The organism is Streptomyces sp. NPDC001222 (assembly GCF_042896945.1).
GTDB lineage: Bacteria > Actinomycetota > Actinomycetes > Streptomycetales > Streptomycetaceae > Streptomyces > Streptomyces gibsoniae.
The window spans coordinates 1-17,669 of sequence record NZ_JBIAXT010000033.1 but is presented as its reverse complement, the minus strand read 5'-3'; the positions used below and the strand labels follow the sequence as shown (position 1 = coordinate 17,669).

At 72.9% G+C, this 17,669-nt stretch carries 16 protein-coding genes and 6 tRNA genes; 13 read left to right on the top strand and 9 right to left on the bottom strand.

What is annotated here, in order from left to right:
- Window positions 1-258 precede the first annotated feature (258 nt).
- From cobT to ACFY2Z_RS32840, 3 genes are all read left to right on the top strand, one after another.
- The gene (gene cobT / locus ACFY2Z_RS32850) at window positions 259-3,882 is read left to right on the top strand and encodes a nicotinate-nucleotide--dimethylbenzimidazole phosphoribosyltransferase (RefSeq protein WP_390747701.1); all 3,624 of its coding nucleotides are present in this window, start codon (window positions 259-261) and stop codon (window positions 3,880-3,882) included.
- A gap of 247 nt (window positions 3,883-4,129) precedes the next feature.
- Window positions 4,130-5,362: a uroporphyrinogen-III C-methyltransferase gene (gene cobA / locus ACFY2Z_RS32845; RefSeq protein ID WP_390747700.1), complete on the top strand. Its 1,233-nt coding sequence runs from the start codon at window positions 4,130-4,132 to the stop codon at window positions 5,360-5,362.
- A 99-nt stretch (window positions 5,363-5,461) separates the two neighbouring features.
- On the top strand, window positions 5,462-6,280 hold the full coding sequence (locus ACFY2Z_RS32840; RefSeq protein WP_390747699.1) for a TrmH family RNA methyltransferase: 819 nt from the start codon (window positions 5,462-5,464) through the stop codon (window positions 6,278-6,280).
- Window positions 6,281-6,567: 287 nt separating this feature from the next.
- Here ACFY2Z_RS32840 and ACFY2Z_RS32835 read toward each other — a convergent pair whose 3' ends face one another.
- Window positions 6,568-7,875: a serine/threonine-protein kinase gene (locus tag ACFY2Z_RS32835; protein ID WP_390747769.1), complete on the bottom strand. Its 1,308-nt coding sequence runs from the start codon at window positions 7,873-7,875 to the stop codon at window positions 6,568-6,570.
- Between the two features lie 605 nt (window positions 7,876-8,480).
- Between ACFY2Z_RS32835 and ACFY2Z_RS32830 the strand changes: the two genes are divergently transcribed.
- From ACFY2Z_RS32830 to ACFY2Z_RS32820, 3 genes are all read left to right on the top strand, one after another.
- The gene (locus tag ACFY2Z_RS32830; RefSeq protein WP_390747698.1) at window positions 8,481-8,687 is read left to right on the top strand and encodes a hypothetical protein; all 207 of its coding nucleotides are present in this window, start codon (window positions 8,481-8,483) and stop codon (window positions 8,685-8,687) included.
- 267 nt (window positions 8,688-8,954) lie between these two features.
- A complete protein-coding gene (locus ACFY2Z_RS32825; protein ID WP_390747697.1) occupies window positions 8,955-9,893 on the top strand; it encodes a phosphotransferase family protein in 939 nt (312 codons plus the stop codon).
- A 74-nt stretch (window positions 9,894-9,967) separates the two neighbouring features.
- A complete protein-coding gene (locus ACFY2Z_RS32820; protein WP_388971716.1) occupies window positions 9,968-10,285 on the top strand; it encodes a zf-TFIIB domain-containing protein in 318 nt (105 codons plus the stop codon).
- 45 nt (window positions 10,286-10,330) lie between these two features.
- Here the strand turns inward: ACFY2Z_RS32820 and ACFY2Z_RS32815 are convergent.
- The 5 genes from ACFY2Z_RS32815 to ACFY2Z_RS32795 all read right to left on the bottom strand — a co-directional run bounded on the left by ACFY2Z_RS32815 (window position 10,331) and on the right by ACFY2Z_RS32795 (window position 10,801).
- Window positions 10,331-10,402: transfer RNA gene (locus ACFY2Z_RS32815), tRNA-Val, on the bottom strand.
- A 41-nt stretch (window positions 10,403-10,443) separates the two neighbouring features.
- Window positions 10,444-10,515, bottom strand: a tRNA-Val gene (locus ACFY2Z_RS32810).
- Window positions 10,516-10,543: 28 nt separating this feature from the next.
- Window positions 10,544-10,615: transfer RNA gene (locus tag ACFY2Z_RS32805), tRNA-Val, on the bottom strand.
- 1 nt (window position 10,616) lies between these two features.
- Window positions 10,617-10,690 (bottom strand) — tRNA-Cys (locus ACFY2Z_RS32800).
- A gap of 38 nt (window positions 10,691-10,728) precedes the next feature.
- A tRNA-Gly gene (locus ACFY2Z_RS32795) sits at window positions 10,729-10,801 on the bottom strand.
- A gap of 177 nt (window positions 10,802-10,978) precedes the next feature.
- Between ACFY2Z_RS32795 and ACFY2Z_RS32790 the strand changes: the two genes are divergently transcribed.
- The 3 genes from ACFY2Z_RS32790 to ACFY2Z_RS32780 all read left to right on the top strand — a co-directional run bounded on the left by ACFY2Z_RS32790 (window position 10,979) and on the right by ACFY2Z_RS32780 (window position 13,851).
- Window positions 10,979-12,025 (top strand): chorismate-binding protein, encoded by a 1,047-nt coding sequence (locus ACFY2Z_RS32790; RefSeq protein WP_390747696.1) that lies wholly within the window; start codon window positions 10,979-10,981, stop codon window positions 12,023-12,025.
- Between the two features lie 127 nt (window positions 12,026-12,152).
- Complete coding sequence (locus tag ACFY2Z_RS32785) at window positions 12,153-12,974, top strand: aminotransferase class IV (RefSeq protein ID WP_390747695.1); 822 nt, start codon at window positions 12,153-12,155, stop codon at window positions 12,972-12,974.
- A 52-nt stretch (window positions 12,975-13,026) separates the two neighbouring features.
- Entirely contained in the window at window positions 13,027-13,851 is an 825-nt protein-coding gene (locus tag ACFY2Z_RS32780) for a GNAT family N-acetyltransferase (protein WP_390747694.1), read from the top strand.
- 16 nt (window positions 13,852-13,867) lie between these two features.
- On the opposite strand, the gene ACFY2Z_RS32775 is transcribed toward ACFY2Z_RS32780, so the two are convergent.
- Window positions 13,868-14,392, bottom strand: coding sequence for a DsbA family protein (locus ACFY2Z_RS32775; RefSeq protein ID WP_390747693.1), 525 nt, complete (start codon window positions 14,390-14,392; stop codon window positions 13,868-13,870).
- 196 nt (window positions 14,393-14,588) lie between these two features.
- On the opposite strand from ACFY2Z_RS32775, the gene ACFY2Z_RS32770 reads away from it, so the two are divergent.
- Complete coding sequence (locus tag ACFY2Z_RS32770; protein ID WP_390747692.1) at window positions 14,589-15,071, top strand: hypothetical protein; 483 nt, start codon at window positions 14,589-14,591, stop codon at window positions 15,069-15,071.
- A gap of 162 nt (window positions 15,072-15,233) precedes the next feature.
- Window positions 15,234-15,386, top strand: a complete 153-nt coding sequence (locus tag ACFY2Z_RS32765; protein ID WP_311699471.1) for a hypothetical protein — start codon at window positions 15,234-15,236, stop codon at window positions 15,384-15,386.
- A 128-nt stretch (window positions 15,387-15,514) separates the two neighbouring features.
- Here the strand turns inward: ACFY2Z_RS32765 and ACFY2Z_RS32760 are convergent, their stop codons facing one another.
- Window positions 15,515-16,072, bottom strand: coding sequence for a CGNR zinc finger domain-containing protein (locus ACFY2Z_RS32760; protein WP_390747691.1), 558 nt, complete (start codon window positions 16,070-16,072; stop codon window positions 15,515-15,517).
- Window positions 16,073-16,366: 294 nt separating this feature from the next.
- Window positions 16,367-16,780, bottom strand: coding sequence for an SsgA family sporulation/cell division regulator (locus tag ACFY2Z_RS32755; protein ID WP_003959770.1), 414 nt, complete (start codon window positions 16,778-16,780; stop codon window positions 16,367-16,369).
- 191 nt (window positions 16,781-16,971) lie between these two features.
- On the opposite strand from ACFY2Z_RS32755, the gene ACFY2Z_RS32750 reads away from it, so the two are divergent.
- Window positions 16,972-17,409: a TIGR02611 family protein gene (locus ACFY2Z_RS32750; protein ID WP_390747690.1), complete on the top strand. Its 438-nt coding sequence runs from the start codon at window positions 16,972-16,974 to the stop codon at window positions 17,407-17,409.
- 55 nt (window positions 17,410-17,464) lie between these two features.
- A tRNA-Val gene (locus tag ACFY2Z_RS32745) sits at window positions 17,465-17,536 on the top strand.
- Window positions 17,537-17,669 lie beyond the last annotated feature (133 nt).

The window sequence follows — 17,669 nt, the reverse complement described above, 5'->3', positions numbered from 1 at the left end:
CATGCCTCTTTTGCGGGCAGTGTGGTACGGCAGGACCGGAGGGCGCGCAACGTGGCGCAGTCCACAGCGGGGCGTCGCGGATCAGGCTGCCACGACGGTGGGACGGCCGCGACAATGACGTCGAATGGCTTTGTCGTCATTGTTGGCGGGTCGTTCGTGCCGCTGGGCACGCACGCTCGTTCTTCACTGCGGGCGGTCGGCGCGCCGTTCCGGGCGAGCTGGTCGTAGAAGCACTAAACCGATGGGCGAGGGGTACGCATGACCGACACCGGCCAGGTCCCGGGTGAGGGACTGCCGGAGAGCGCAGGCATGGTGGATCAGCCCGGCGTCCTCGCGCCGGGTGTGTACACCTACCTCGACCCCTCCGACACACCCGCCGAGGACGACGACCTGCTCCTGATGCCCGGCCAGCAGGGCGCATGGGGCAACGAGATGCCGCAGGCCGCCCCGGCGCCGTACCCCCACGAGCCGGGTCCGCATGAGACGGCAGGCCGGGACAGCGGCTCGATCGACGTCGGCGCGTTCCGGACGCCGCTCCAGGCGCCCGCCCCGCAGCCGGCACCTTCGCGCCGTCCGCTGCACCTCGGCCCGCCCACGCCCGACGCCACCCTGAGCCCGGTGCGTTCGCTCTCCGACCGAGGTCCGGCGCATGCGCCGATGCGCCCGGCGGGGCCGCCGACGACCGGCCCCGAGTACCTCGACGTGCCGCAGATCCCGGACAACTCCCCGCAGGGCGCGGTGCCGTGGGGTGCCCCGCCGCAGGCACCGGTCCCGGGCCCGGTGGGTCATGAGGGGAGCGCCGCAGAAACGGGCGCTCCGGCCATGGCGCCCGAGCCGCTGCCGGCCGTGGAGCCCGAGGCGTTCGCCCCGGAGGCCGCTCCGTTCACCCCGCAGGCCGCTCCGTTCGCCCCCGGCGCCGCGCCCCAGGTCCCCGGAGGTTCGGGGCAGTTCGAGGTGCCGGCGGCCCCGGCCGGTCCCGACGCCCTGCACGCCTCCGGCACCCCGGCCTTCGCAGCGCCGGCCGGCTCCGAGTCGCAGCACGTCCCGGGCCTGCCGCAGGACGGCCAGACTCTCCCGCGGCATGTCCAGGGCACGGCGGAACACCTCCAGCAGTTGCCGCAGGACGCGCATGACCCGTCCGCGGCCCAGCCCGCGGCTGCCCCCGTGCCGCCCGCCGCCGAGGTCGTCGCCCCCGAGTACCCGGTCGCCCCGGAGGGCGCCCCGCATCCGGCCGCCAAGCCGGCCCCCGAGGGCATGCCGGTCCCGGAGGCGTCGCCTGTCGTACCGGCCCCCGACGCCGTACCGGCACCGGACGCCGCACCTGCCGGACCCCTTCCTCCGGACACTCCGGACGCACAGCCGGCCGCGGTCGCCTCCCAGACCCCCGACGCGACGTCGGACGTACAGCCGCCGCACGTCGCCGCGTTCGCCGTCGGGCCGCACGCACCGCAGCCCGGGGACGACGCGTTCCAGGGCGTGCTCCCGCAGGCCCCGGACGCCGCCCTCGCCGAGCAGCCCGCCCCGGCCGCCGAGCCCGGCGTGCCCGCACCGGCCCAGCGCCCGCAGGACCTCGTCCAGGCCGCGGCTCCCGCATCGGACCAGCAGCCGGCCGAGGCGGAGCATGTGCAGGCGGTCGACGGCCCGGTTCAGGACCAGGCGGTTCCGGTCGTGGACCCCGCCGAGCAGGAGCCGCAGTCCGCGGTCACCGAGGCCGCGGTGCCCATGCCCGCCGCCGAACAGACTCCCGGTGAGCAGCCGGCGCACGATGAGCAGACCGCCGTCCCGGCGGACCCCGGCGCGGACCAGTCGCTCGGCCGTTTCGTGCCGGTCGAGGGCACCGTGCCCGCCGGTCCCCATCTGGCCCCCACCCCGCCGCACGCTCTGATCGTGCCGCCGGAGTTCACCGAGGACCCGCAGGCCCCCGAGGAATCCGCTCCGGCCGACGCCGAGCAGGAGCAGGCGGCGGTACCGGCGACGGAGGAGCCCGTCGCTCTCGTCCCCGCACCCCGCGAGGGCGAGGCATCCGCCCGGGAGCCGCGACCCGCGGCCCCGGAGCCAGTAGTCGCACAACAGGCGGAGGACCTGGACACCCGGGCCGCCGACCAGGAAGAGAGCACGGCCGCAGTGACAGACGTAACCGAGTCCAGCGGCCCGGCGGCGCCCGGATACGACGACGCCGAGCGGGAGACGGTGCTGCGCGTGATGCGCGAGCGCCGCGACATCCGCAACGGCTTCCGCAGTGACCCGATCCCCCACGACGTGCTGCTGCGCGTCCTGGAGGCCGCGCACACGGCGCCCTCCGTGGGTCACTCCCAGCCGTGGGACTTCGTCGTGATCCGGTCCGCCGAGACCCGTCGCACCATGCACGAACTGGCCCAGCGTCAGCGCGAGGCGTACGCCAAGTCGCTGCCCAAGGGCCGGGCGAAGCAGTTCAAGGAACTGAAGATCGAGGCCATCCTCGACACCCCGGTCAACATCGTCGTCACCGCCGACCCGACCCGGGGCGGCCGCCACACCCTCGGCCGGCACACCCAGCCGCAGATGGCCCCCTACTCCTCCGCGCTCGCCGTCGAGAACCTGTGGCTCGCGGCCCGCGCCGAGGGCCTCGGGGTCGGCTGGGTCAGCTTCTTCGACGAGCGTGAGATGGTCCGCGCCCTCGGCCTGCCCGAGCACCTGGAGGTCGTGGCCTACCTCTGCGTCGGCTACGTCGACGAGTTCCCGGAGGAGCCCGAGCTGATGCAGGCGGGCTGGTCCAAGCGGCGCCCGCTGTCCTGGGTCGTGCACGAGGAGACGTACGGCCGACGCGCCCTGCCCGGCGAGGACCCGCACGATCTGCTCGCCGAGACCGTGGCCGGCATCCGTCCGCTGGACGCCAAGGCCCTCGGCGAAGCCTGGGAGCGGCAGAAGCGCATGACCAAGCCCGCAGGCGCGCTCGGCATGCTGGAGATCATCTCCGCGCAGCTGTCCGGCCTGTCCCGGCAGTGCCCGCCCCCGATCCCGGAGCCCGCGGCCGTCGCGATCTTCGCCGGCGACCACGGGGTGCACGCCCAGGGCGTCACCCCCTGGCCCCAGGAGGTGACGGCCCAGATGGTCGCCAACTTCCTCGGCGGCGGCGCGGTCTGCAACGCGTTCGCCAACCAGGTGGGCGCCGAGGTCTGCATCGTCGACGTGGGCGTGGCCGCCGATCTGCCGGCGACCCCGGGCCTGCTGCCGCGCAAGGTCCGCGCGGGCACGGCGGACATGACGACCGGCCCGGCGCTCACCCGCGACGAGGTCAAGCAGGCGATCGAGGTCGGCATCGAGACGGCCCGCGACCTGGTGGCGGCCGGCAACAAGGCGCTGCTCACCGGAGAGATGGGCATCGCGAACACCACGGCCTCCGCCGCCCTGATCGCGGTCTTCACCGACACCGACCCGGCCGAGGTGACCGGCCGGGGCACCGGCATCAACGACGAGACGCTGGCGCGCAAGACGGAGGTCGTGCGCCGCGCGATCGAGCTGCACCAGCCGGACCCGGCCGACCCGATCGGTGTCCTCGCGGCGTTCGGCGGTCTCGAACACGCGGCGATGGTGGGCCTGTTGCTCGGCGGTGCCTCCCTGCGCACCCCGGTGATCCTGGACGGCGTCAGCGCGGGCGCGGCCGCCCTGGTGGCCCGCGCGATCGCCCCCGAGGTCCTCGCCGCCTGTATCGCCGGTCACCGCAGCGCGGAGCCCGGTCATGTCGCCGCCCTCAACAAGCTCGGCCTGCGACCGCTGGTCGACCTGGACCTGCGTCTCGGTGAGGGCACCGGCGCGCTCCTCGCGCTGCCGCTGGTGCAGAGCGCGGCGCGGGCGATGCACGAGGTGGCGACGTTCGACTCGGCCGGAGTCACGGAGAAGTAGAGCAGTGGAGAAGGAGAGGGGTGCCCGGGGCCGCGGCCCCGGGCATCTCGTCACCGGACCGCGGGCGGGTTGCCGTCGCTCGCGCCGGTGAGCGCGGCGCGGAGCCGATCTGTACGCGGCGACGGTGCCCCGGGCGCGGGCCCACCTGCCCCGCCCCCTCGTCCGCACCGTAAAATCCGCATGTCAGGGCCGCTGCAGAGCCGCAGAGGCATCGTCGCGCACTGTCCGCACGAGGAGCCGTACCTCCATGGCCGAACACCCCCCGTACCCCGTAGGGCTTCGCCTCCTTGGCCGTCGCGTGGTCGTCCTCGGCGGCGGCCAGGTCGCCCAGCGCCGTCTCCCGGCGCTGATTGCGGCCGGCGCGGACATCCGTCTCGTGTCCCCCGAGGCGACCCCCTCGGTCGAGGCCATGGCGGACGCGGGCGAGATCACCTGGCTCAGGCGCCCGTACCAGGACGGGGACCTGGCCGACGCCTGGTACGCCCTCATCGCGAGCAGCGACCCCGAGGCCAACGCGGCCGCCTCCGCCGAGGCGGAGCGCCACCGCGTGTGGTGCGTCCGCTCCGACGACGCCGATGCGGCCACCGCCTGGACCCCGGCGACGGGCCACAGCGAGGGCGTCACCGTCGCGGTGCTCACGACCGAGGCCAAGGGGCGCGACCCCCGGCACACCGCCGCCATCCGTGACGCGGTCGTCGAAGGGCTGCGCGACGGCACACTCGTCGCCCCGCACCACCGCACCCGCACCCCCGGTGTCGCACTGGTCGGTGGCGGTCCCGGAGATCCCGACCTCATCACGGTGCGCGGCCGGCGACTGCTCGCCGAGGCGGACGTGGTCATCGCGGACCGGCTCGGCCCCCGCGACCTGCTCGCCGAACTGCCGCCGCACGTCGAGGTGATCGACGCGGCGAAGATCCCCTACGGCCGTTACATGGCGCAGGAAGCCATCAACAACGCGCTGATCGAGCATGCCCGGCAGGGCAAGTCGGTCGTCCGGCTCAAGGGTGGTGACCCCTTCGTCTTCGGCCGGGGCATGGAAGAGGTCCAGGCACTGGCCGAGGCGGGCATCGCGTGCACCGTGGTCCCGGGCATCTCCAGCTCGATCTCGGTGCCGGGTGCGGCCGGCATCCCCGTCACCCATCGCGGTGTCGCACATGAGTTCACCGTGGTCAGCGGCCATGTCGCCCCTGACGACGAGCGCTCGCTGGTCGACTGGCCGTCGCTGGCCAGGCTGACCGGCACCCTCGTGATCCTCATGGGGGTCGACAAGATAGGGAAGATCGCCGAGACGCTCGTGGCCCACGGCAAGGCGCCCGACACACCCGTCGCCCTGGTCCAGGAGGGCACCACCGCCGCTCAGCGCCGGGTCGACGCCACCCTCGCGACGGTCGCCGAGACCGTACGCGCCGAGGACGTGCGGCCGCCGGCCGTGATCGTCATCGGCGCGGTCGTGAAGGAGGGGCCGCGTCCCGACGCGTGACGCGGGTCCCCACCGACCTGTTCCAGCCGTTCGTAACCCGCGGTAACCCGGCCCGTTCCAGCCGTTGGCACCGCTCCCAGGACAAGGCAGTATCACCCTGTGGCCGATCTCATCACCGTCGAGGACCCCACCGACCCGCGGCTTCGTGACTACACGGGCCTGACCGACGTGGAACTGCGCCGCAAGCGCGAACCCGCGGAGGGCCTGTTCATCGCCGAGGGCGAGAAGGTCATCAGACGGGCCAAGGCGGCGGGCTACGAGATGCGCTCCATGCTGCTGTCCGCGAAGTGGGTCGACGTCATGCGGGACGTCATCGACGAACTCCCGGCCCCGGTGTACGCGGTCAGCCCCGAGCTGGCCGAGCAGGTCACCGGGTATCACGTGCACCGCGGCGCCCTCGCCTCCATGCAGCGCAAACCGCTGCCGACGGCGGACGAGTTGCTGGCCACCGCCCGCCGGGTGGTGGTCATGGAGTCGGTCAACGACCACACCAACATCGGTGCGATCTTCCGCTCGGCCGCCGCTCTCGGCATGGACGCGGTCCTGCTGTCGCCCGACTGCGCCGACCCGCTCTACCGCCGTAGCGTCAAGGTCTCCATGGGCGCGGTCTTCTCCGTGCCGTACGCCCGCCTCGAGAGCTGGCCGAGGGACCTGGACGCGGTGCGCGGTGCGGGCTTCAACCTGCTCGCGCTGACCCCCGACGAGAAGGCGAAGACGCTCGACGAGGTGGCACCGCACAGGATGGACCGGGTCGCACTGATGCTCGGCGCGGAGGGCGACGGCCTGTCCACCCAGGCGCTGGTGGCCGCCGACGAATGGGTTCGCATCCCCATGGCCCACGGAGTGGACTCCCTCAACGTGGGCGCGGCGGCCGCGGTGGCCTTCTACGCGGTGGCCACCGGCCGACCTCGGCTCTAGGGCCTGCCGTCGAACTCCCGCCTGCCCCGCGAGCCATGCACGCTCCCCCACGCTCGGCTTCGCTCGCGCGGGCGGTGCCTGACCGCCGCACCGGGCGAAACCCTACGTACATCCAGTACGAGGGCGCTTCCGTCCGGCACTCCCCAAGCTCTTCGAGCAGAGCACGCACCTGACGCCGCAGGGCCGCCCTTCGGGCGACGACACGAGTTTGACGACAGACCCCAGTGCTGCGACCAGGAAGGTTCGCCGGCTCGCGGCTCCCGGCCACGGCAACAGCCGGCAGCCGCTCAGCCGTCCCGGTTCAGCTCGCTCCTGTGCTGTTCGGCCGTCAACGGCCCGGGCAGGGGAGCGTACGACCGCTCGGTGCGGACGTCCTCGCGTACGCTCCTGTCGCCCAGCCCGCGCGCCGGGCCCTGGCAGCCCTGGGCGGCCGCGATGCCCAGCGCCACCAGCAGCGTCACCACCACGAACACGAACAGCCGCTGGCGCAGCAGCCGGGGGTTGGCCGGGCGGCGGCCGGTCCCGGTGGTGCGCGGCGCCGGCCGTCCGGTCCCGCTGCGCGGTGCGGGCCGGCTGCCGGAGCGGTTCGTGTTGCGCTGCGCGGGCGTCGGGCGCGCCCCGGGGCGGGAGCCGTTGCTGCGGGGCGGGGGAGTGCCGGGGCCCTGCGGGCGCCGTACGGTGCGCTGCTCGGCGTACTGCTCCGCCAGCCGCCCGGTCGGCCGGTCGGGCTCGCCGCGCTGGGCGGCCGGCCTCACGTCCGTCAGACCCTGTGCCTCCCGGGCCGCGATCTCCTTGAGCCGCAGGGAGAGTTGAAGCGTGCTGGGCCGCTCCTCGGGGTCCTTCGCCAGACAGGCGCGGACGAGCGGGGCGAGCGCGTCCGGCACCCCGTGCAGCTGGGGCTCCTCGTGCACCACGCGGTAGAGCATCACCTCGGAACTGCCGTGTCCGAAGGGGGAGTCGCCCGTCGCCGCGTACGCCAGCGTGGCACCCAGCGCGAACACGTCCGTGGCCGGGGTCACCGCGGCCCCGCGCACCTGCTCGGGAGCGAGGAAGCCGGGCGACCCGACGGCCGTGCCGACATGGGTGAGCGTCGAGGCGCCCGTCGCCCACGCGATGCCGAAGTCGATGATCCGCGGGCCTTTGGGGGACAGCAGGATGTTGGACGGCTTGAGATCGCGGTGGACGACCCCGGCCTCGTGCACCGCCACCAGGCCCTCGGACAGGGCGGCGCCCACGGCGGCCGCGTCGGCGGCCGTCAGCGGCCCCTCCTCGGCGACCTTGTCGTGCAGGGACGGGCCGGGCACGTACTGCGTGGCGAACCACGGACGGTCCGCCTCCAGGTCCGCGGCCACCAGGCGCGCCGTACACCCACCACGAATCCGCCGCGCCGCGGAGACCTCACGCGCGAACCGCGACCGGAACTCCTGATCCTCCGCCAGATCCGGCCGGATCACCTTCAGCGCGACCCGCTGGCCCCGCTTGTCGGAGCCCAGATAGACGACGCCCATCCCGCCCGCGCCGAGCCGCCGGTGAAGTCTGTACGAGCCGACGACACGCGGGTCCTCACGCCTCAGGCGCATCATCGCCATGTCCATCCCCGCTGCCCGGTCCGTCTGACGAGCCACAGCTTACGTTTCCACGGCCATGTCCGCGCAGAGGCCGCGCCCTCTCGCGCCGATCGATTGTCCGTGCGGGACACGAAAATTGAAGGTCGGTCAGGAAGAATGTGAACGGAGCGGCCCTGCACCGCTCATGATCCCAACCGGCTGTCCCCGTACGGGGATTGGACCCGTGAGGGGTGACCGTGCCGGGTCGGCCGTGGGCGCCGTGGGACCGACACGCAGCTACGCGCCGGTGACAAGCGGTGTGAATCACCGGGAGCCGGTCACGGTGCGCGGGGGAGGCGCGGAAGTGAGCGAAGTCACCCGGTGAGCGCCGCGAGGGCGTGCGCGGCGGAGGGGCGCGCCGGGCCTCCCCTCCGGGATGACCCTGAGACCTGGGACCGTGTCTCCACCCAGGGGAGTACGCCGCAGTTCATCGCTCATCCTCCGGGAGGCCCGGCAATCGATACGAGGGCATGACGTCCGCGGCGCGCCCGGAGCCTAGATTTGAGGTCAAGCGGCGGGTGGCGCACTCGTCCCCCGAGGTCAGACATCCGCCGCTGCCAACGACAACAGAACCACGGTCAGGGAGAGGGACCATGGCCCAGACGGCACCGCGGACGCTGGTCCGCACGCGGGGACGCAGGACATACGCAGCGTTCACCACCGGCCGCCCGGGCCGCCGCCACCCGCTGGTGGCGACCGCGATGGTCCTCCCCCTGGCGGCCCTGCTCGTGTACGCCTTCGGCGGCTGGGAGGCAGTGGTCACACAAGCGTCGTCCGTGGGCGTGATGCTGGGGCGCTGAGCGGCGCCCCAGGCCCGGAAGAGCGGTCCGGGCGGGGACATCAACCCATGAAACCCCGTGGGGACGGGGGTGCGGCGGACGGCACAGACGCCCGCGCAGCTGGGGAGCTGCGCGGGCGTTGCTTTTTGCGGGCCCCCGCGCTCCTGGGGGGAGGTCCGGTGACCGTGGCGGGAGCACGGCGTTCACCGCAGTGCCGGGCCCCCTTCGCCCCCGCCGCCCCCGGCCCGTACGCTCCCCGGACAGCCCTCCGCACACCCCTGGGGACCCGTGAACGTACTCCTGCCCGCGCTGACGGCGACGGTGCACGCCGCGGCGCATCCCGCCGGCGGGACCTGCCGCTGTGCGATCGCGGGCGCGGTCCTGGCCGAGCGCGACGACGACGCGGCCGTCGTCCGCCACGGCGACACCGTCGCCAAGGCCCACACCCCGGGCACCGAGCCCGGCGCGCTCGCCCTGCGGCTCGCCACCGCCGCCCGGCTCCCCGGTGTCCTCCTGACGCCCCTGCGTCCGGAACCGGTCACCCTCCACGGGCGTCTCGTCACCTTCTGGCCGTACGGCACCCCGGTGGATCCCGGCGCTCCCGAGGCCGCTCCCTGGGAGGCCGCCGCCGCGCTCCTCGCCCGGCTGCACCGGGCCCCCGCGCCCGCCGGACTGCCGCCCATGCGCGGCCCCGCCAAGGCCGCCCGCGCCATCGAGCGTCTGCGCGTGGCCGGCCCCCACCCCGCCGCCGAGCCCGTACTGCGGGCCTGGGCCGCGCTGCCGGCCTGGGCCCGGGCGGAGGCTCCCGCGCCGTCCGCGCGGACCCTGTGCCATGGCGATCTCCACCTCGGCCAGTTGCTCCGCCACCCCGCGGACACCGGCGGGTGGCTGCTCATCGACGTCGACGACCTCGGCGTGGGCGACCCGGCCTGGGACCTGGCCCGCCCGGCCGCCTGGTACGCCTGCGGTCTGCTCCCGCCCGACGAGTGGTCCCGTTTCCTCTCCGCGTACCGGGAGGAGGGCGGCCCGGCCGTCCCCTCCGCCGGCGATCCCTGGCCGGTGCTCGACGTCCCCGCACGTGCTCTCACCGTGCAGACCGCGGCCCTGGCCGTCGCCAAGTCCGTCGCGGCGGAGCGGCCCTTGGACGAGGTGGAGCAGGCGGTCGTGGACGCCTGCGTCCGAATGGGGGCGATTCCGCCAGAATTTGCGCACGAAGGTGCCCAGTAGGCTGCAACCGACCGGCTTCGATCGGAGTCCCTACCTGGCGAAGCAGTACCGAAGTACGAGGAGTTGAGCAGAGCATGCAGTGTCCGAAGTGTCATGCGCCGATGCACACCTACAACCGCAACGGCGTCCAGATCGAGCAGTGCAGCGGCTGCCGGGGCATCTTCCTCGACTACGGTGAGCTGGAGGCGCTGACCCGTCTGGAGTCCCAGTGGACGCAGCCGGCTCCGCCGCCGCCCGCCCCGGGCGGCTACCCCGCGGCGCCCGCTCCGGGCGGCTACCCGGCGGCTCCCGCCTGGGGTGCCCCGCACGGCGGCCACGGGGGCCATGGCGGCCACGGTCACTACGGCCACCACCGCCACAAGAGCTTCGGCCACATGCTGTTCTCCAGCTGATCCCACGAAGAAGCCCCCGGCCGCAGGGCCGGGGGCTTCGGTGTGTGGACGATACTGGGATTGAACCAGTGACCTCTTCCGTGTCAGGGAAGCGCTCTCCCGCTGAGCTAATCGTCCGGGACCACGACCGCTCCGGGGAGGCGGTCGGGGGTGCTGCGTGCGCGATACTGGGATTGAACCAGTGACCTCTTCCGTGTCAGGGAAGCGCTCTCCCGCTGAGCTAATCGCGCTGGTCGGACACCTGTTGCCAGGATCCAGTGGACGATACTGGGATTGAACCAGTGACCTCTTCCGTGTCAGGGAAGCGCTCTCCCGCTGAGCTAATCGTCCTTGGAGGTGGAGACGGGATTTGAACCCGTGTAGACGGCTTTGCAGGCCGTTGCCTCGCCTCTCGGCCACTCCACCAGGAGTACAGGGGTCGGGAAGATCCCCTGGTTCCTTCGAGCGGACGACGAGGCTCGAACTCGCGACCTCAACCTTGGCAAGGTTGCGCTCTACCAACTGAGCTACGTCCGCTTGTCTCTTCGGACCGCTTCCGCGGCCCGGCGACGTGTTGAACTCTAGCGGATTCCCGGGCCAGTACAAAAACGCGTTTGCGCAGCGTGCTGCGGTACACCTGGTCGCGGACACGGCCAGGGTCCCGCGAGGACATCCGCGAGCCACCTTCGGGACACCCGCCATAGACTCGGCTGTGTGTCCGACCTTGCTCCTCTCGCGCGTTTCGGTGACCGCGTCGCCACCGGTCTCAGCGATGTCACCAGCGATCCCGCGGCCCTGGACTCCACCGGATTCTGGGCCGTCTGCGCGGACTACGAGGGGCGACTGACCTGCGCCCGCTTCACGGACGTACGCTACGAGCCGGTACCCGCTCCCCGGCCGGGGAGATGGCGGGGCCCGGCGGTCGGTGACTGGACGTCCTCGCTCGACCGCGCCGCGTACACGGCCGGGGTGCGCCGGATCCGGGAGCACATCGCCACCGGGGAGGTGTACCAGGTGAATCTCTGCCGTGTGCTCTCCGCGCCGATCGCGCCCGACGCCGATGTGGACGCGCTCACCTCCGTGCTGTCCCGGGGCAACCCGGCACCGTATGCAGGAACGATTCGTCTGCCGCGTCACGGAGTGGAGACGGCTACGGCCTCGCCCGAACTGTTTCTGCGCCGCGAGGGCCGCGCCGTGTCCTCCGGCCCGATCAAGGGAACCGCGCGGACGGAGGCGGAACTCCTGGACAAGGACTACGCCGAGAACGTGATGATCGTGGACCTGGTGCGCAACGACCTCGGGCGTGTCTGCACCACGGGCAGCGTGACCGTCCCCGACCTGTGCGCCGTCGAGAAGCACCCCGGCCTGGTCCATCTCGTCTCCACCGTCCGCGGTGAGCTGCGCGCGGACGCGGGCTGGCCGGAGCTGCTCGCCGCCACGTTCCCGGCCGGTTCGATCACCGGCGCGCCCAAGTCCAGTGCCCTGCGGATCATCGACGCCCTGGAGACCGCCCCCCGCGGCCCCTACTGCGGCGGCATCGGCTGGGTCGACGCGGACCGGGGCGTGGGCGAGCTGGCCGTCGGCATCCGTACCTTCTGGATCGACCGGACCGCCGGGGACGCCCCCGTGCTGCGCTTCGGCGCGGGCGCGGGCATCACCTGGGGCTCCGACCCCGAGGGGGAATGGCACGAGACCGAACTGAAGGCCGCCAGGCTGCTCGCGGTAGCGTCGGGGCACTACGAGGACACGGGACCGGCATGAGCCACCTCCCGTGCCGTGCCCATCCGGGGGACGGCGCTTCCGTGCGCGGCGTGGTCGTGGGCCGGACACCCGGCCGCCCCCGAGCGTCACAGGACGCTTTCGTCACCATCTTGCGAGGTAAAGACCAGTGAAGCTCTGGCTCGACGGCGGGCTGCAGGACATCGACGCCGCCCGCGTCTCCGTCTTCGACCACGGACTGACCGTCGGCGACGGCATCTTCGAGACCGTCAAGGCCACCGACGGCCGGCCGTTCGCCCTGACCCGCCACCTCGACCGGCTCACCCGCTCGGCCCGCGGGCTCGGCCTTCCCGACCCCGACGTCGACGAGGTCCGCCGCGCCTGCGCCGCGGTCCTCGAGGCCAACCCGATGCAGCTCGGGCGTCTGCGCATCACCTACACCGGCGGTCACGGCCCGCTCGGCTCCGACCGCGGCGACCGTGGTCCCACCCTCGTGGTCGCCCTCGGCGAGACCACCCGGCGTCCCGACTCCACCGCCGTGATCACCGTGCCGTGGACCCGCAACGAACGCGGCGCGCTGGCCGGTCTCAAGACCACCTCGTACGCCGAGAACGTCGTCGCCCTCGCCCGGGCCTCCGAACAGGGCGCCTCCGAGGCGCTGTTCGCCAACACCGTCGGACAGCTCTGCGAGGGCACCGGGTCGAACGTCTTCGTCGTCCTCGACGGCGAGATCCACACCCCACCGCTCGCCTCGGGCTGCCTCGCGGGCATCACCCGCGCGCTCACCGTCGAGTGGGCCGGCGCCCGGGAGACCGAACTGCCGCTGGACGCGCTGGAGCGCGCGGACGAGATCTTCCTGACCTCCACCCTGCGGGACATCCAGGCCGTGCACCGGGTGGACGGCCGCGCACTGCCGGGCGCGCCCGGACCGGTGACCGCGAAGGCCATGCGGATCTTCACCGAGCGGTCCGGGGACGACCTGGATCCGTGAGTCCCGGAAGACCGGGCTGACAGGGGTCGCCGTCGCGGGTAGAACAGCCGTGATGACGACGACCCTGCGGCCGGTCGAGCCGCTTCAGCACCGTGCCGACGGGACGCGTTCGCGTCGCTACCAGGTGTGCGTGAACGGCCGCCCCGTCGGTGCGATACACCTCGGCACCTCCCCGTCCCTCGGCGACTGGCTGGCCCGCATCATCCATCTGCGGATCGAGGAGCCCGACCGTCGGCGGGGCCGGGGCACCGTGGCCGCGCTCGCCGCGGAGGAGGTGGCGCGCGCCTGGGGCTGCCGGCAGATCGAGGCCGTCGTCCCCGCCGGGGCCGAGGCGGCGCTGCGGCTGGCCGGAGTGCTCGGCTACGTCCCGCGCAACCGCGGCATGGAGAAGCGGCTCGGCGTCGCCCCGCCCCCGCTCCCGGCCGGCAGCCGCGCACGTCCCATGACCGGGGCGGAGTTCGCGGCCTGGCGCGCGCAGGAGTCGGAGCACTACGCCCGCACCTGGACCGAACGGGGCGTGCCCGAGGCCGAGGCGTACGCCAAGGCCCGGCGCGACCACGAGCAGCTGCTGCCACAGGGCATGGGCTCCGAGAACATGACGTTCAGCGTGCTGGAGCACGAGGGCACACGCGTGGGCGTCCTGTGGCTGGCGATGCGGGGGGACAAGGCGTTCGTCTACGACGTCGAGGCCGACGAGGCCCACCGCGGGCAGGGACACGGCCGGACGCTGATGCTCCTGGCGGAGGCTCAGGCGCTCAGGGCCGGCCGGCGGGTCCTCGGACTGAACGTGTTCGCGGGCAACACCCCGGCCGAACGCCTCTATGAGTCGCTCGGGTACGAGACGACGCAGTACGCGCTGTACAAGCCCCTGTTGTAGGGACTGTCCCGCCGGATCAGGCCCCCTGCTCGGCCAGCAGCCGGTCCACGATCTCCTCGATACGCCCGCGCAGGCCCTCCTGGCTCTTGCCGCCGTCCAGACGCTCGCCGCCGACGACGTAGGTCGGGGTGCCGGTCACGCCGATCGCCTTGCCCTCGGCCTGGTCGGCGTCGACGATCAGGATGTGCCGCCCGTCGATCAGCGCGGTGTCGAACTCCTCGGCGTCCAGCCCGAGTTCGCGGGCCACCTCGACGAGGAACTCCTCTCCCTTCCGGTCCAGCTCCTCGACCCGGCCGAGCACGGCCTCGACGTAGGGCCAGCCCTGCCCCTGCTCCAGCGCCTCCTCGGCGGCCTGCGCGGCGGCGAAGGCGTGCCGGTGCTTCTCCAGCGGGAAGTGCCGCAGCCGCAGCTCCAGCCGGTCGCCGTAGCGGGCACGCAGCGCGCGGAGGTCATCGAGGGCGCTGCGGCAGTCGGGGCACTGGAGTTCGCACCAGACGTCGAGGACGGGTGCGGCGGCGGATACGGGGGAGGAGTCGCTCATGGGCACCAGTCTCCCAGCCCCGGGGACCGGGCCCCAATCGGGACGGCCGGGCCCGGGCCCCGGGCCGGGGTGGAGACGGTGGTGGGGCGCGTGTGGTCAGGGTTGGAGACGCGGTCGCGCCCTGAGGAGGAGCCGACCCGGAGATCTCCCTGAGGTCCGCTGCGACCGTGGCCACGGGGGCACCGGGCGGTGCAGGATGGAAGGGACGAACCCCACCGAGCTGTGCCTGGAGGACCGGATGATCGCCGAGACAGTCTGTTCCGCCGTCTCTGCGGCCGGCCTGGGTGTCGCAGTCGTCACGGCCTACCGCAAGCGCTTCCTCTCCGCCGCCCGCATCGCCGCGTACTCACTGGTGCCGGTCGGACTGGTCATGACGGGACTGGTCGGCTGGCTGGCCCACACCGCGTTCAGCCCCGTGGCCTGGGCCGGTTTCGTTGTCCTCGGCGTCGCCTGGCTCCTGTTCCTGACGACCCGCGCCGTGGAGCGACGCGGCGGTGGGCACAAGGAGCGCGGGGCGGCCCGGGGCGCGCGGCGCGAGGCGGTCGCCCCCTCCTCCTCCGAGCCTGCCCTCGGCCCCGGGACCCGCCCGGCGGCCCGGCCCGCGAACAGCCCCCGGAGGGGCGACTCCGCCGACGACTTCAGCGACATCGAGGACATCCTCAAGAAGCACGGCATCTGAGGGATTGAAACGACACAGTGGTCGGACGGCGAGCGCTCGACGATCACGAGGGACCATGCGGAGATCAACTTCGGTCCCGTGTCGCAGAAATTGGCGAACTCCCTGACATTGCGAGCGTGTTGATCGCGAAGCGAGCCTGGGCTGCGTCATCATCGCCGCGAGATGCTGGACAGAACCCAGAGCGACACCGGTGTGCCTTCCGAGGAACGCCGGGGTTGTCTCTTCGCGCTTTCCCAGCCACCGCTGATGATCTTCCTAGCGGTGATCGGCTGTCTGCTGCTCATGGCATCGCTGCACGACCTGCTGCTGCTCTGAGCCGTATGCGGAGCCCCTGGCGCCACCCGCCGAGGGCTCCGTCAGCCCGCCACGGGGACGCGCCGAAGGGGTCCAGGTTCAGCCACGTCCGCGCTCACGGAACGTAGCGGAGAGGGCCGGACTTCGACTCAGCCCGCAGCCTCCTTGCGGCGCGCCCGGTAGGCCGCCACGTGGAGGCGGTTTCCGCAGGTGCGGCTGTCGCAGTAGCGGCGGGAGCGGTTGCGGGAGAGGTCGACGAAGGCGCGCCGGCAGTCGGGCGCCTCGCAGTGGCGCAGCCGCTCCTGCTCCCCGGCCACCACGAAGAACGCCAGCGCCATCCCGCAGTCCGCGGCGATGTGGTCGGCGACGGAGGCTCCGGGCGCGAAGTAGTGCACGTGCCAGTCGTAGTGGTCGTGATCGGTGAGCTGGGGCGTGGTGCCGGCGGACGCCACCAGGTCGTTGATCAGTCCGGCCGCGGTCCGGGCGTCGGGCGCGGAGAAGATCGTGGCGAGCCGCCCGCGGATCCTGCGCACCGCCGCGAGGTCGAAGTCCGACAGCACCCCGACATCGCTCAGATCGTGCTCGCGCGCGAAACGGTCGAGGGTGGCGACATCCGGAAGCCCGTCCGGCTCGTCGCCCTCGGGTGTGGTGTTCACCAGATCCACCACAAGGTCGAGCGCGCACCGGGTGTCGTGGGTGATCAGCACGAGTCGCTCCCTGGCCTGAAGGTCGGGCGGACGCCCGCCGCTGCTGGCCGAGCCTAGCGGCTCAGGGCCGCCGTGGGGCTGTCACGCACCAAGCCATGACGTCGGTCGAACACCTTGACGCTCCGCGGGGCGGGTGCGCCACGGTCCAGAGCCGGATGCTCACTCTGTGTGCACACGCCCGGGCGCCGCCTCCGCGAGGGCTCGCGGTGACGGCGCCCAGGTGTGCCGTATGCGGTTGTCCCGGCCCGAGCCGTCTCCCCGAGTGGACGGCGCCGGGCGACTACGGGTGGTGCGCTAGCTCTCCGCCAGGATGTGGGAGAGCTCGGTGTCGAGATCGAAGTGGCGGTGCTCCGTGCCCGGCGGCACGGCTGCGTCCGTCCGCTTCAGGAACGACTCCAGTGCCCGCGCCGGGGCCTCGAGCAGAGCCTCACCCTCCGGGGAGCTCAGGGCGATGCATACGACGCCCTGACCGTGGCTGCGGGACGGCCAGACGCGGACGTCGCCGGTCCCGGTGGGCCGGTGCAGGCCCTCAGCGAGGAGGTCGCGGGCGAACACCCACTCGACGGTCTCCTCGGCTCCGGTATGGAAGGTGGCGTGCACGGCATAGGGATCGGCCGTGTCATACCGCAGTCCTGCGGGAACAGGCAGTGAGGACTCGCTCGACACAACGAGGCGCAGGTGCAGCTCGCAGCTGACCGTGGTGTTCATAAGCGCCAGGGCCTTTCGCTCAGTGTGCGCTCGGGGATTCGCACGTCGGCGAAATCGACATGCCACCTACGGTGCCGTTGTAAACCCCTCTGAGTGTTTTGCTTGTCTTTACGTACCTCGTCCGGCCGAGACACTCTTCGGCCGTTACGTCCATTCCGGTGACCGGTTTCTGTCCGGTAGGGTTCGGTCGTATGAATACGGGGAGTGACGAGCCGGGCAAGAGCGTCCTGTCCGAGGAGCGACCGAAGCCCCAGCGGACCCTGGGATCCCGGGCGCCGGAATTCATCCGTGAGCGACGGGTTCTGCATCTGAGCTGGCAGGTGGGCGTTTTCGTGGCCGGCCTGGCGGTGGTCGGCGCGGGCGTGATCATGCTGCCGCTGCCCGGGCCGGGCTGGCTGGTGATCTTCGCGGGCCTGGCTCTCTGGGCGACGGAGTTCGTCTGGGCCCAGCTGGTGCTGCGCTGGACCAAGCGAAAGGTGACCGAGGCGGCCCGGCGGGCACTCGACCCCGAGGTGCGCCGACGGAACATCGCTCTGACGACGACGGGCGTGGTGATCGCCGCGGCCCTGGCCGGGGTCTACGTATGGAAGTTCGGCCTCGTGATGCCCTGGGGCATCCGGGAGGAGTGATCCGGTCCCTGGTCGGAGGCACCCCCTGACATGGGGTAATGTTCTCCCTGCGCCCGGGCGATTAGCTCAGCGGGAGAGCGCTTCGTTCACACCGAAGAGGTCACTGGTTCGATCCCAGTATCGCCCACAGCACCGAGGGTGGCGGGGGGGGGGGGGCCGCCCCCCCCCCCCCCCCCCCCCCCGCGGGGCCCCCCCCCCCCCCCCGGGTGGCCCGCCCTGACCCCCAAGTGAACAGACGGCGGGGGCCCGCCCCCCCACAC

Bases quoted from the DNA above. Each gene is read 5' to 3' on its own strand.
- cobT (WP_390747701.1), top strand. From the start codon at position 259: ATGACCGACACCGGCCAGGTCCCGGGTGAGGGACTGCCGGAGAGCGCA.
- cobA (WP_390747700.1), top strand. From the start codon at position 4,130: ATGGCCGAACACCCCCCGTACCCCGTAGGGCTTCGCCTCCTTGGCCGT.
- ACFY2Z_RS32835 (WP_390747769.1), bottom strand. From the start codon at position 7,875: ATGGACATGGCGATGATGCGCCTGAGGCGTGAGGACCCGCGTGTCGTC.
- ACFY2Z_RS32830 (WP_390747698.1), top strand. From the start codon at position 8,481: ATGGCCCAGACGGCACCGCGGACGCTGGTCCGCACGCGGGGACGCAGG.
- ACFY2Z_RS32820 (WP_388971716.1), top strand. From the start codon at position 9,968: ATGCAGTGTCCGAAGTGTCATGCGCCGATGCACACCTACAACCGCAAC.
- ACFY2Z_RS32780 (WP_390747694.1), top strand. From the start codon at position 13,027: ATGACGACGACCCTGCGGCCGGTCGAGCCGCTTCAGCACCGTGCCGAC.
- ACFY2Z_RS32775 (WP_390747693.1), bottom strand. From the start codon at position 14,392: ATGAGCGACTCCTCCCCCGTATCCGCCGCCGCACCCGTCCTCGACGTC.
- ACFY2Z_RS32770 (WP_390747692.1), top strand. From the start codon at position 14,589: ATGGAAGGGACGAACCCCACCGAGCTGTGCCTGGAGGACCGGATGATC.
- ACFY2Z_RS32765 (WP_311699471.1), top strand. From the start codon at position 15,234: ATGCTGGACAGAACCCAGAGCGACACCGGTGTGCCTTCCGAGGAACGC.
- ACFY2Z_RS32755 (WP_003959770.1), bottom strand. From the start codon at position 16,780: ATGAACACCACGGTCAGCTGCGAGCTGCACCTGCGCCTCGTTGTGTCG.
- ACFY2Z_RS32750 (WP_390747690.1), top strand. From the start codon at position 16,972: ATGAATACGGGGAGTGACGAGCCGGGCAAGAGCGTCCTGTCCGAGGAG.